The 13,351-nt window shown below is 47.1% G+C and carries 11 protein-coding genes; 5 read left to right on the forward strand and 6 right to left on the reverse strand.

What is annotated here, in order from left to right:
• Positions 1 to 11: 11 nt before the first annotated feature.
• A complete protein-coding gene (locus tag PRUB_RS25710) occupies positions 12 to 3,419 on the forward strand; it encodes a rhombosortase-dependent cadherin domain-containing protein (RefSeq protein WP_010381097.1) in 3,408 nt (1,135 codons plus the stop codon).
• 222 nt (positions 3,420 to 3,641) lie between these two features.
• Entirely contained in the window at positions 3,642 to 3,899 is a 258-nt protein-coding gene (locus PRUB_RS25715; protein WP_010381100.1) for a hypothetical protein, read from the forward strand.
• A 47-nt stretch (positions 3,900 to 3,946) separates the two neighbouring features.
• On the opposite strand, the gene PRUB_RS25720 is transcribed toward PRUB_RS25715, so the two are convergent.
• On the reverse strand, positions 3,947 to 4,600 hold the full coding sequence (locus PRUB_RS25720) for a DUF6058 family natural product biosynthesis protein (RefSeq protein ID WP_010381101.1): 654 nt from the start codon (positions 4,598 to 4,600) through the stop codon (positions 3,947 to 3,949).
• Between the two features lie 154 nt (positions 4,601 to 4,754).
• Between PRUB_RS25720 and dapA the strand changes: the two genes are divergently transcribed.
• Positions 4,755 to 5,669 (forward strand): 4-hydroxy-tetrahydrodipicolinate synthase, encoded by a 915-nt coding sequence (gene dapA / locus PRUB_RS25725; RefSeq protein ID WP_010381102.1) that lies wholly within the window; start codon positions 4,755 to 4,757, stop codon positions 5,667 to 5,669.
• Positions 5,670 to 5,744: 75 nt separating this feature from the next.
• On the forward strand, positions 5,745 to 7,043 hold the full coding sequence (locus tag PRUB_RS25730) for a DEAD/DEAH box helicase (protein ID WP_010381103.1): 1,299 nt from the start codon (positions 5,745 to 5,747) through the stop codon (positions 7,041 to 7,043).
• 47 nt (positions 7,044 to 7,090) lie between these two features.
• On the opposite strand, the gene PRUB_RS25735 is transcribed toward PRUB_RS25730, so the two are convergent.
• The 3 genes from PRUB_RS25735 to PRUB_RS25745 all read right to left on the reverse strand — a co-directional run bounded on the left by PRUB_RS25735 (position 7,091) and on the right by PRUB_RS25745 (position 9,880).
• Positions 7,091 to 7,726: a glutathione S-transferase family protein gene (locus PRUB_RS25735; protein ID WP_010381105.1), complete on the reverse strand. Its 636-nt coding sequence runs from the start codon at positions 7,724 to 7,726 to the stop codon at positions 7,091 to 7,093.
• 144 nt (positions 7,727 to 7,870) lie between these two features.
• Positions 7,871 to 9,475, reverse strand: a complete 1,605-nt coding sequence (locus PRUB_RS25740; protein ID WP_010381107.1) for an AbgT family transporter — start codon at positions 9,473 to 9,475, stop codon at positions 7,871 to 7,873.
• A 132-nt stretch (positions 9,476 to 9,607) separates the two neighbouring features.
• Positions 9,608 to 9,880 (reverse strand): DUF3081 domain-containing protein, encoded by a 273-nt coding sequence (locus PRUB_RS25745; RefSeq protein ID WP_010381108.1) that lies wholly within the window; start codon positions 9,878 to 9,880, stop codon positions 9,608 to 9,610.
• A 145-nt stretch (positions 9,881 to 10,025) separates the two neighbouring features.
• On the opposite strand from PRUB_RS25745, the gene PRUB_RS25750 reads away from it, so the two are divergent.
• The gene (locus PRUB_RS25750) at positions 10,026 to 10,967 is read left to right on the forward strand and encodes a ribonuclease Z (RefSeq protein ID WP_010381109.1); all 942 of its coding nucleotides are present in this window, start codon (positions 10,026 to 10,028) and stop codon (positions 10,965 to 10,967) included.
• On the opposite strand, the gene PRUB_RS25755 is transcribed toward PRUB_RS25750, so the two are convergent.
• Complete coding sequence (locus PRUB_RS25755; protein WP_010381112.1) at positions 10,953 to 12,251, reverse strand: DUF2252 family protein; 1,299 nt, start codon at positions 12,249 to 12,251, stop codon at positions 10,953 to 10,955. The genes PRUB_RS25750 and PRUB_RS25755 overlap by 15 nt on opposite strands.
• On the reverse strand, positions 12,251 to 13,042 hold the full coding sequence (locus tag PRUB_RS25760; protein ID WP_052026435.1) for a polyphosphate kinase 2 family protein: 792 nt from the start codon (positions 13,040 to 13,042) through the stop codon (positions 12,251 to 12,253). Before PRUB_RS25760 ends, PRUB_RS25755 begins: the two co-directional genes overlap by 1 nt.
• Between the last annotated feature and the right edge of the window lie 309 nt (positions 13,043 to 13,351).

A 13,351-nucleotide genomic window follows, 5' to 3' on the forward strand; every position in this document is an offset into this window, starting at 1 on the left:
AAGGGAAAAATATGAAACTCTTACATCCTGTGAGCCTAGCTGTAGCAATCGCACTGGGTGGCGCTAGCTATCTTGCGTATCAAAATGCGCAACCAAGTATCTATGAGCAGAAAGCGGATTATTTGGCTGCCAAAGCTGAGAAAAAAGCAAACTCTCCAAAACGTTATGACAAGCCTAAAGAGGCACAAGAGTTTTATATTTCGCAGCGTTTACCTAAAGGTGCTGAGACACTGCCTACTGAGAAATATTCTAAAGCGCTAGAGCACATCAAAACGATGCAGCGCTATTCTTTGGCCGAAAACAGCGTTGTATTTGATTATGCGCCGCGTCTGAACTCTATCGATGGCGTGAATCGTGAACTGGGTGAATGGGAAGAGCTAGGACCTGGTAACATCGGTGGCCGTACCAGAACGCTTATTATCCACCCAACAGAGCATGACATCATGTACACCGCAGGTGTTGCTGGTGGCGTATGGAAAACAACGGACGCAGGTCAGTCATGGCAGCCACTTAGCGATTTGGCGACCAACCTCGCGGTAACCACGCTGACATTTGCGCCGAATGATCCTAATACTATTTATGCCGGTACGGGTGAAGGCTTCTTTAACGCTGACGCCATTCGTGGTGACGGTATTTTCAAATCAACTGACGGTGGTGCGACCTGGGAGCAGCTAGAGTCAACTGCTGGCAATGAATTATTCCAGTATACTAACAAAATTGTATTCAGTAAAAATGACCCTGCGACTTTGTATGCTGCTACGCGTGGTGGTGTACAGCGTTCTAAAGACAGTGGCGCGAGCTGGGAAACTGTGTTTGTTGCTGAAGCTGCCGCGGTTGGTTGTACAGATCTAACTCTGGTTGACGGTGGTGACGCAGATGTGTTGGTTACGGCTTGTGGTTCATTCAGAACAGGTGGCATGCATCGAAGCGCTGATGGTGGCGATAGCTGGTCATCGGTATTAGAGTTGCCAAATCAGGGTCGTTCAACGATTGCAGTTGCACCTTCTGACAACAACATCATGTATGCTTTGCTTGCCAATGTTAACGACCATGGTATGGAAGCTGTCTACAAATCCGAAGATATGGGTTTGACGTGGAATGCGACAGTAACCCGTGAAGCTGCTGATTCTTACAGTAAATTACTGCTTAGTAATACGGTTTACGGTTTATTCCCAGAATGTGGTTACGGAGATGAGCCACAATTTTACAACCAGGGTTGGTATGACAACATCATTGCTGTTGACCCATCTAATCCGGATGTAGTCTGGACTGGTGGTATTGACTTGTTCCGTTCAGATGATGGCGGACAGTCGTTTGTACCAGCCAGTATCTGGTGGTATGACATGGATCACCCTCTTTACGCACACGCAGACCAACACACATTGGTATTCCACCCAGAATACGACGGTGTGAACAACACAACTATGTTTGTGGGTAACGATGGTGGTATTCAGCGTACTGACAATGCCCTGGATGCGCGCTATGACCTTGCTCAGATCTGTGGTACTGAAGGTGCTGCTGGCCCAGAAGGCAAAGTGAATTGGACAACGCTTAACAATGGCTATGCAGTAACGCAGTTTTACCATGGTACAGTAATGCCAGACGGCACGGCTTACTTTGGTGGTACTCAGGACAATGGTACTTTGCTAGGTAACGACGGCGGTTTCAACGAATGGCGTGAAATCTCGGGTGGTGACGGTGGCTGGACCGCGGTTGACCCGACAAACCCAGACGTTCTGTTCTCAGAATTTACCGGCTTGTCTATCCAGAAATCGACAGATGGCGGTGCGACTTTCACTCGGGTTATTGAAGGGATAACTGGTGATGGCTTCCCATTCATTACACGCTTTGAAATGGCGCCTTCTAACCCTCAGGTTCTGTGGATAGGTGGTAACCAACTTTGGCGCACAACCAATCAGGCTGAAAGCTGGACTGCGGGTAGCCCAGTATTAGACAGTGCAGTATATGCAATCGGTATCGCGCCGCAGGATGAGAATATTGTTGCTGCTGGTACACGAGAAGGTTACATTTACATCAACTACGCTGCAGGTGAAGCAGATGGAGAGCAAGCCTGGAGTAGTTTCAAAATAGGTGAAGAAGGCGAACGTGCCACTATCAGCGCCATTGCGTTTGACCCAACAGATGCCCAGATTGCATATGCAACAGTATCAACATTTGATCAGGCTCATGTGTGGAAAACCACAGATGGCGGTAAGAACTGGATGCCAATCGACAGAAACATTCCAAATGTCCCGGCTACCTCTGTTGCAGTTGATCCTAACAACGCACAACGCGTTATCATCGGTACTGATTTAGGGGTATTTATCTCTATTGACGGTGGTGAAAATTGGTTCGCAGATGGTTCTGGCTTGGCTAACACCAACATTGCTAAAGTCGCTTTCCACAACAACGAAGTGTTTGCTTTCACTCACGGACGCAGCGCTTATAAAGTTGCCCTGGCAAGCTTTGGTGAAACAGAGCTGAGCACACCAGAGGACACTGAGCTAAATGTTGCCTCTGCACTGGTAAGCCGTTTCACAGACACTGCATTTGCCATGGTTGAGATCACTGAGGCGCCTGAGTCTGGTTCCTTAATGCTAGAAGATGAATATCTCGACGCTGGCTCTGTTGTAGAGGGAGACGACATTGCTAAAGTTGTCTACATGCCTAAGGAAGATTTCAACGGCGAGGATAACTTTACAGTAACAGGTAAAACAGAAGGTTCAGACACCGCGGAAGAAGTGGTTGTGGACCTGGTCATCGAAGCTGTGAACGATGCACCTGTTTTTGAGACGATTGAAGATATTCACCTGGAGCTAGGTGAACACTTTACTTTTGACTTCAATGAAAAAGTATCTGATGTTGATAGTGAATCTATTACGTTGACAATGGAGCCACAAATTCCTGGGCTTACATTTGAAAACGGTGTTCTTTCCGGTATGCCTGAAGAAATGTTCAGTGGCGATGTATTGCTTACTGCGTCTGACGGTGAAGTGGAAGCAACAACCAGCTTTGCGTTGAATATTACGGGTCAAGTTCCGGTTATTGAGCAGCAACAGAGATTTGAAGTATTCGAAAATACGCCTGTAGGTACAACGATTGGCCAGCTGGCGTTCAATGATGAGTATGCGTCTCCACTGGTTGCATTCCATGTATATGGCGATGATTACTTCAGCATCGATGTAGAGGGTAATATCACAGTTGCCAGAGAGCTGGACTTCGAGTATCAGGAACTCGTTGTACTGGGTGTTCAGGCAGAAGATGTCTTCGGTAATTTGTCTAACCACACAACGGTCAATATTAAAATTAAAGACCTTCGTGGTAACGATGATGATAACGACGATGATGATGCCGGTTCATTCTCATGGCTTGCGTTACTCAGTTTGCCGTTGGCAATGCTTCGCAGAAGACGTAAATAAGTCAAGTTTGACGTGAAAAAAGGCGAGTCGGCATTAGCTGACTCGCCTTTTTTATTGGTATCCAGTGCCCCCGGTTATGGGGTTATCGAGCAATATCCTGCAATTAAAGTTACTTTTTATAATAAATTGTTGATAGATTGAGCGAACGATCTATAAAGCACTGGATATTCCAAACTAGGCTGATATAACTATCAATGGATTGAGAAACAGGAATTCGTCACGATGGACAAAACACAACAATTGGATAACGGCGTCATCGCTGAGTTACAAAACAAAGACCACTCAGAACAATTAAAGCAGCTGGACAACCTGAGCTGTACCCATGGCGATATCATTGAGCTACTGGCACAGTATCTGGCGTTGAGTGAACAAGACGATGACAGTCAATTTGACGCCTGGTATGACGCACTCTGTCAGGACCAGTTAACGGTATTGAAGACGTTTGAGATCTTTAGAGCCCACTATGAGCAGGCTCACTAGAAATGGTGCGACCCGATTGCGTTTAATGCCCGCAGAAGTGAACAGGATCAACGAATAGACAAGTCGTACTTGGCAATCAGGCTCTCAATGTACTTGTAACGAATGGACATGGGTTTCTCATGTTCCATATGATGACTCAGCGCGCGGTTTAAGAGTTTGAGTGCGCCGAGTAGCTCTGTCCTGTGTTCAGCCGGGATATGTCCAGAGGTGCGCTCTTCAGTGAGTGCATCGACCAGTGCCCGCCCCAAATCTATGTAAACAACTTCTTCAACCAGACCATTTTGGCTGATAACGCCATACTTGCTGCACAGGAATTGCTGCCAACTTTGCTGCACATGTTCTGGTAAGTCTTCATTAAAGCGGCTGTCCTGACTTATCAGCCCCTGTTGTGCGCACTTTGTGAGAGTTTGAATATACTTCTGCTGAAACAGCTCATAGGCGTGTGTTGATTGCTCAACCTGGTGTTTGAGTAATAGTTGGCCCCATTGTTCAGCGCCTCTTGGGTAGTATTCTGTGTGCTCAACGCACTCATAGAGACCCAGATAGGAGCTACACTTTATTTGATTTTCCAGGCTGTAGCTGGCATTGGGAAAAATACAGGTTTCCTGCCAATGAGCGAGCTGATCAGCAGTGATCCGGAGCGTACTGCACAGCTCTTCGGCACTAAAAAAGTGTGTATTTAGATGGTGAGTCAGGCGCATAAATTAAATAACTGGTTTTATATACAGTGGTTTTATTTTGGCTTAAATGGTCAGGTTAGGCAAGTTGTTTTGTAAATTTTCCATTTTCCCCCTCGGATCTGCGGGGCATTTATGATAAAACTTAGCGCCAAATAACGAATTAAACGATATCTGTATGCGCAACATAGAAACGATAAAAAAAGCCAGTTTAATTACTGCAATTAAAACTCCTTACGATTCACAAGGTGAGATTGACCTTGCGTGCTTTGACAAACTTGTCGCTGCTCAGATTGCGGCGGGTGTTGATGGAATTGTCGTTGGCGGCACGACTGGTGAAGGACAGTTAATGAATTGGGAAGAGCATTTGATGCTGATTGCCCATAGCGTTAATAAATTCTCTGACAAGTTGGTGATTGTCGGTAATACCGGCAGCAACAATACGCGTGAAGCCGTTAAAGCAACCGAGTATGGTTTCGCCTCAGGGATGGATGCCGCACTACAGATCAACCCTTATTATGGTCGTACTTCTGAGGCAGGACTGACAGAACACTTTGCGCGTTTACTCGATATTGGTCCGGCATTTATTTATAACGTTCCTGGTCGCACAGGACAGGATCTGACTCCTGAGTTAATAGAGCCCCTTGCGAAGCATGCGAATTTTGTTGGGATGAAAGAATGTGCAGGACATGAACGGATCGCGCATTACGAGCAACAGGGGATTGCTTGCTGGTCGGGTAATGATGATCAGGCACATGACAGCCGTCACCAGCACAGGTCTCATGGTGTTATTTCAGTAACGTCAAACCTTGTACCACAGCTGTTCCGCACGCTGATTGATAGCCCAAATGAAACACTGAACACTCAGCTGCAGCCATTAATGAATTGGTTGTTTTGCGAACCTAACCCGATTGCTATCAATACTGCGCTCGCCATGACTGGGGCTGCGATGCCTGTTTTTCGTCTGCCTTATGTGCCATTGAGTGAAGCTCAGCAAAGGCAAGGGATGGAATTGATCAACCAGCTGGATACTGAAATGGTGGTTGGCGGAAATGCAGATCTGATCAATCCTGTTGATGTGAAACTATATTAACCCCACACAGGTGACACTGAGCCAGTAAATAGCGTATAATCTGCGGCCCTTCATTATGGTCGCAGGTTTTTTGCTATGAATTTTAAGTCTTTCAGTTTTCCCGATGCCTTGTTACAGGCGCTTGATGAATTAAATTTCCATACCCTGACACCGATACAACAAGCGGCTATTCCGGTTGTTCGCCGCGGCCATGACGTACTAGCCACCGCTCAAACCGGTACAGGTAAAACCGCAGCGTTTGCACTGCCTGTGATCCATCGTTTGCTAGAAGGGGAGTCTTTGGACTCTGCCCGTGCCCTTATTCTTGCACCGACACGTGAATTGGCGGAACAAATCGCCAACAACTGTCAGGCTTTCTGTCAATATACTCCGCTGACTGTTCAGGCCGTATATGGTGGTGTGAATATTGAAGGGCAGACACAACGTTTATCTCAGGGAGTCGATATCCTGGTTGCAACACCAGGGCGTTTACTGGATCTAATCCGCCTTGGTGCCGTGAGTCTGGCACAGGTTAAATATCTGGTATTGGATGAAGCAGACCGTATGCTGGATATGGGCTTCGTTACGGACATGCAAAAAGTCATCGACATGGTCAGTGAAGAGCGGCAGTTATTGTTGTTCTCTGCTACTTTCCCTACAGCTGTTAAACAATTTGCAAAGCAAGTACTTCGCGAACCTAAATTGGTACAGGCCGCGAAAGAAAACACCACGGCAGAAACAGTAAGGCATGTGGTTTATCCGGTTGAGCAGAAGCGTAAGCAGGAGCTGCTTTCGGAATTAATCGGTAAGAAAAACTGGCTGCAAGTATTGGTCTTTGTGAACATGAAAGATGATGCTGATCAGCTGGTTAAAGAATTGGAACTGGATGGTATCAGTGCCACTGTGTGTCATGGTGATAAAAGTCAGGGAGCACGTCGCCGGGCATTACGTGAGTTTAAGGAAGGAAAAGTAAGGGTTTTAGTGGCTACTGAGGTTGCGGCTCGCGGCATAGATATAGATGGACTGCCTCGCGTAATTAATTTTGACTTACCGTACCTTGCTGAAGACTATGTGCACCGCATTGGTCGAACTGGTCGTGCTGGAAATTCCGGCCAGGCGATCTCTTTTGTTGCACGAGAAGAAGAGCAGACCCTGATCCATATTGAAACTTTGATTGGGCAAAAAATACAGCGTTATTACTTGCCGGGTTACGAAGTTGCTAGTCGCGAAAATCTGATCGAGAATCTCGCCAGAAAGCCGTCTCACCAACGTCGTAAAGCGCGAACTAATCGCCCGAGCAATCAGGCCAGTGGTGAAGCTCGAGCCAAAAATCGCGCCAAAATCAGTAATGTGCGTCAGAGACTGAAAGGTGCTCAGCTGAAGTTACAGAAGTAATGTCTCGCGTCAGGTCTGGTTAATAAGCCAGACCTGACGATGCATGCTTAGCGATACATCCCTAATTCCGTCCCTTCCTTCTTACAAACGGCCTCAATGGCAGGGTGCCTCGAAATACCACTTAAATAACGACCCAAATGCTCGAACTGAAGTGGTGGTTTAGCCAGCTCGTCTGCCCAGATACAGAGCATAAATAAATAGCAATCACAGACTGTGAATTGTTCACCAACCATATAGGTTTTGTCTGCCAGATGTCTGTCGAGTAAAGTCAGCATATCCTGCACACGAGATTGCTGAGTTCTGACAATATCGTCATACATCAGTGCACTTTGCGTGTGACGTTCAGGGTAAAAATAGATCATCAGCTCTGCCTGGACTGTGGTGGTTAAGTACATCAGCCATTGATAAAACTCTGCTTTTTGTTTTGCTTCGGTAGGAATTAAATGACCTTCCGGATGTTTTTCACACAGATAAAGGCAAATAGCGGCACTTTCAAACAATACAAACTCGTCATCAACCAAGGTTGGGATCCTTCCGGTGGGGTTGAGTCGTAAATATTGCGCAGATCTTTGCACATTTTTTTTTCGGTCGACAAGTTCAAGCTGATACGGGACCTGGAGGGCTTCGAGAACAAAATGGGGTGCTAAACTCGCATTGCGTGGATAGTAGAACAGTGTATACATGGTTAGCCTTAAATAGTTTATGTCGTAGGTTTAAAACTCCTTTTCGGCGATTCCTATAGGACTGTAGGACAGCATCGACTATTAAACAAATAGAACCTTGCACATTCGCCAAAAAAAATGCCAGCTTGCGCTGGCATAATTTTGTTAGGGCTGGTAATAAATCGGAGAGTTTGGTCCGACCGGCAAGCCGAAACCAAAGACCCAGATATAGAAAAGCGCAACCCAACCGATAAAGAAACACATACTGTAAGGCAGCATAGTCGCGACCAGAGTACCTATTCCCATATCCTTTTTATATTTAGTAGCAACGGCCAGTATCAAACCAAAATAGCTCATCATTGGCGTGATCAGGTTGGTTACTGAGTCACCAATACGGTAGGCGGCCTGGATGGTTTCAGGTGCATAACCAACTAGCATAAGCATTGGTACGAAGATAGGCGCGGTTACTGCCCATTGTGCTGAAGATGACCCAAGACTTAGGTTTACAACGGCACACATCAAAATAAATAGTACAAAGACTTCCGGGCCGGTGAGGTTTAACGCCTGCAACATAGCTGCGCCATTAATGGCCAGAATCGTGCCCAGGTTTGTCCATTTAAAGAAAGCAACAAACTGAGCAGCAAAGAAGACGAGTACAATGTACATACCCATTGAGCTCATGCTTTTACTCATGGCATCAATTACGTCACGGTCGTTACGCATGGTACCAACTACCCGCCCGTAGACAAAACCTGGGATTGCAAACGTCACAAAAATAAAGACCACGATGCCTTTTAGGAAAGGTGAACCGGCGACAGCACCTGTTTCCGGGTGACGCAGAATGCCATTTTCTGGCACTATGGTTAACGCCAGTAAGGCAGATACAACCAGCAAAGCGACACCCGCCCATTTAAGGCCAGATTTTTCTGTTGCAGTGAGATGTTCAATGTTATTGCTGGATAAATCAATACTGGCTTCGTCCGGGTTGTATTTACCAAGACGCGGCTCAACAATTGCTTCTGTGACCCAGGTACCTACGATGGCAATCAGGAATACAGAGATCATCATGAAATACCAGTTTGCCTCTGGGCCAACCTGGTAAGTCGGGTCAATCATCTGTGCAGCAGGGGTTGTGATCCCCGCAAGCAGTGGATCTATAGTGCCTAACAGTAAGTTTGCACTGTAACCACCAGACACCCCGGCAAATGCGGCTGCGAGACCAGCTAGCGGGTGGCGACCAAGGCTGTGGAAAATCATGGCGGCAAGTGGGATTAAAACAACATAACCCAGCTCTGATGCAGTATTGGAAAGAATGGCTGCAAACACGACCATGAAAGTCACTAAACGTTTAGATGCGCCCATTACCATGCCACGCATAGCAGCAGAAAGCATACCAGAGTGTTCAGCAACACTCACACCAAGTAGTGCAACCAGTACCGTGCCTAAAGGCGCAAACCCGGTAAAGTTGGTAACGAGCCCGGTGACGATACGCTGTAGACCTTCGGCACTCATCAGGCTAACGACCTCAATCACCCCATCTGGTGCTCTTCCTTTGGCTCCTTCTGGACGAGGGTCTATGGCACTGAGACCCATCCAGTCGGCGATGCCACTGAAAATAACAATGGCGACACAGAACATGGCAAACAGGGTAATAGGGTGGGGCAACATGTTACCCAGGAATTCAACCGTTGCTAAAAAGCGGTTAAACAGGCCGCCTTGTTTTTGCTGTGGGTTGGATTGATCAGCTGACGTCTCTACAGCCTTCGACATAGCAAATTTCTCAATTATAAAAAATGCCGTTACTTTACCACCAATCGGGCATTTGTTTTATAGCTACGCGTTAATTTTGAAAAATTCTGAGACAAAATGAGTAAAACAGCCATCTGTACCGACAAATACAGGTTACTCTTTAGCCGCATTAGCCATTTGATAGATAAAGTTAAGTTTGTTGATAAAGTCTTCTTTATTTTTCTCGTGTTGGTAATCGAGGTGGTAGGTATTATGGAACCCAAACCTGAGTAGCAATGCACTGCCTTCTAAATAGATTGTATACCCGTCCGGATCTGAGTATGCCCGGATCCCTTCGAACAACTTGCCGCTTTCATCGACATCGCCATGTTGTTGGATATATTCGTAAACGGCCAGGATCTGGCGACTGTCTAAATCGTTTTTCATCTTACGCTCCTGTTGTTTGCATTGGCGTGCAACTCTACTCAAACGTCTGTTGGCTGACCGGTTAGTATGAAGTCAACCGAACTAGTTCCACTCTAACCTAAGCTGTGGCAGGATCAATGCCTAAGCTCATATTTTCGGAGTAGTTTTGCAATTACATTTTCTAGGGACCTCGTCAGGTAGCCCGAGCCTGAGCAGAAATGTCTCTGCAACAGGCGTCAGTTTTGATAAAACCAAGTCCTGGTTGCTGGTGGATTGTGGTGAAGCCACTCAGCACCAACTTATAAAGTCGACCTTGTCTCCTTATCATTTGAGTGTGATTTGTATTAGTCACCTCCATGGCGACCACTGTTACGGCCTGCCGGGCTTGCTGGCATCAATGGCCATGTCGGGCAGAGTTGAGCCTGTTTGCCTGATTGCACCGCAGGCCGTTATCCAGTTTGTCATGTCGGCACTAACACTGACTGAGGTTGCACTACCCTTTGACTTAAATACGATGGCAATAGAGCAAAGTGATCAGTCTATTTCTGTTGGCTTTTGTGATATTGAGATTATCCCCCTAAAGCACCGGGTGCCGAGTTTTGGCTTTAAGATTAAGGAGACTCTGATCCCCCGAAAGCTTAGGATCAAACAATTGCAGCTCGAAGGGGTTGCGAGTGGGGCGCATTATAACTTGCTACAAAAAGGCGAGGATGTGATTTATAAAGGCCGGCATTTATCCGCAGCTGCGTACGCGTTTCCCAGTTGGCGGCCCAGAGTGGTCATTATTTGTGGTGACAATGAAAAGCCTACTTTATTGTCATCCTATTGCGGCGATATCGATATGCTGGTGCATGAGGCAACATTTACACACCCAGATCTTATGAGAGTTGGCACACATACCGGGCACAGTGATGCCAAGCGCGTTGCGTTATTTGCTCAACAACACAGTATACCAGCTTTGACGCTTACCCATTTTAGTGTTCGTTATCATGGTGAAGGGATGCTCGACGACGTAGAGCATGAAGCCAGATCACATTATCAGGGGACGCTGCGTCTGGCTGAAGACTTTTTGGTTTTAACCATACCAAAACGGTTACTTTCTGAGTGAACAGAAAAGCCCCCAGTCTTGTTCGACCTGACTGGCATAGATGTTTGCTGCATTGAGTAGCTCGGTTTTGACCACGGGTAAAATATCAGCCACGACTTGCTGAAACATCAGTGAGCGGCGATCGCCCCGCATGTGCGCATATGCCAGTGCCATCGCGCAGGCCTCAGCATATTGGCTTAAGCCATTTCGCTGCGCGGCGCGCTTGCCAAGCACTATGTGCTCCGGATCAATGCCGACGCGAGCATGATGGCGAGAGCGCACCAGCCAGTGGGTGCCCTGCCATAGTGCATCATCCAGAACCAGGTCGGGCCGGCGTTGCATTTTGCGTTGACAATTGACGGTCAGGTGAGCATGGTTTAGCCGATTAGTGGGACTCAGATCTGTGTAATAGTGTAATGGTGCGGCAAGTTGCTGCTGTTTAACTTCTACGATGTGATACAGCTCTGCGGATGAACAAAATTTAGGGCCAACTAGCAGGTAATAACGTTTTAGGTTGTTTGAGCCTGTTCCTGCATCAAGACGTTCAACGCAGTCAATGATCTCATCGTCGACGTAAGGCCGGAAATATTCGACTAGTGTAGTGCAAAAATCTTCATGCAGCCGTGAAAACTTTTCATCGGCTTCTTTAAATCTGAGCGGGGGATTGTTCAGGTCAACTTCTTTAGCCAGGCTGCTTTTGAGATTAAAGGCAGCGCCCCCAACCAGACGCTGTAAGCCCTTTTGCCAGCGTTTATGTAAAATGTGCTCCTGACTGAACTCAGTTAGCGCGCTTTGATTGTTATTTTCCCCGCGCAAAGACGCTTCACAAGTGGCTACATAGCTGTCTATGAAAGTGTGCTGGGCCTGAAGCACTTGCGCTTTATCTGCCAGGGGTTTTTGTCTGAGCTTCATATCATCACTGCTGCTTTGGAGCAGGGCGCCTTCTTGTTGCGCCAGAGGTAAGCTCACTAGAAATCGAAACAAGTCCCAAACTGCATGGCCGACACAGGCATCATCAAAGTCATTGGGTGAGAAAACCAGGGTTTCACCGTGTGAGCCTTCTTCGCTCAAAAACCCGAAATTGCTGGCGTGACAATCTCCCAGTACGTTGGTGAGGGGAAGCTCGAATAATGACTGGGGCAGTGCAATGATGTCATTTGCCATATCCCGGTACATCAAAGGAGCGCTGCCGCGGAAAAAGCGAAATGCGCTGGCGGCCATTTTGCTGTGCTTGGGTAATGCCATGTTGGGGTGAGTCCCGTCATGCTGGTCAAAGTACTGACCGAGTACGTCTGCTCTTTCCATTAGTCCTTCCTCTTGTGGTTAATACCTAAATGCTCTTTTGCTAGCCTGACCACATTCGGGTCCACTGGTGGGGGAGTTGTATCGACCCCCTCACTAAGCGTTTTTACCAGCGTTTTCAATACTTCTACCCGGGTATACCATTTATGCTCACCGAGTACCAGGTGCCAGGGGGCTTGCTGGGTGTCGGTTTGGGCAAACATGTCATCGATGGCCTGCTCATAATCGTCACGCCGGTTACGATTGCGAATATCCTCTTCCGTTAGCTTCCAGCGCTTATAAGGGTTATTGAGGCGTTCTTCGAAGCGTTTTAGTTGTTCTTCTGCACTGATATGCAAGAACAGTTTTACGACTTTAACCTTGTCATCATGGAGCAGGCGCTCAAATTCATTAATCTCCTGATACGCGCGTTGCCATTCGTCGCGGGTGGCAAACGCTTCAATGCGTTCGACTAATACCCGGCCATAGTAGGAGCGATCAAAAATTGTCAGGGTGCCTGCTTTTGGTAGTTTGTTGTAGAAACGATAGAGATAATGTCTGCTCTGTTCCTCTGGCTTTGGCGCGCTAATGGGGAATACCTGATAACCTCTCGGGTCGAGTCGCTCAGTGATACGGCGAATTGCACCGCCTTTACCAGCCGCATCCCAGCCTTCGAAGACAATCAGGGCGCGGCGTCCCTGATGATAATAGGCTTGTTGTACGTGAAGCAGCTCATTTTGCCAGTACTTCAGCGCTCGTCGATATGCTTTTTTGTCATCCAAAGCCGGATGTTCCATCGGGGCTTTGACCGACATCTGGCGGTTTAGCAGTACACTTAACTTAGGTTCAATATTCACAGCTGCACCTCATAGGCAGTTTCACTGTCATGACCGCAATACGTTGTCAGCTACACAACATCTACGCTAGCTCACATAAATGACAGTTTCGTTAAGGTTGTCTAACGACAGGTGAAAACTTAGCTTTAAAAGCGTGCTGAGACAACCGGAGTATCCCAATATATTGGCATAGTTTTTACTGCGCCGGATTGATCTGACAGGGCAAATAGTTTGTTAAGGCGCTTTAAAGAACAGTCGAATGACTCAGGCAAAGAAAAAAGCAGTCGA

Source organism: Pseudoalteromonas rubra (assembly GCF_000238295.3).
GTDB lineage: Bacteria > Pseudomonadota > Gammaproteobacteria > Enterobacterales > Alteromonadaceae > Pseudoalteromonas > Pseudoalteromonas rubra.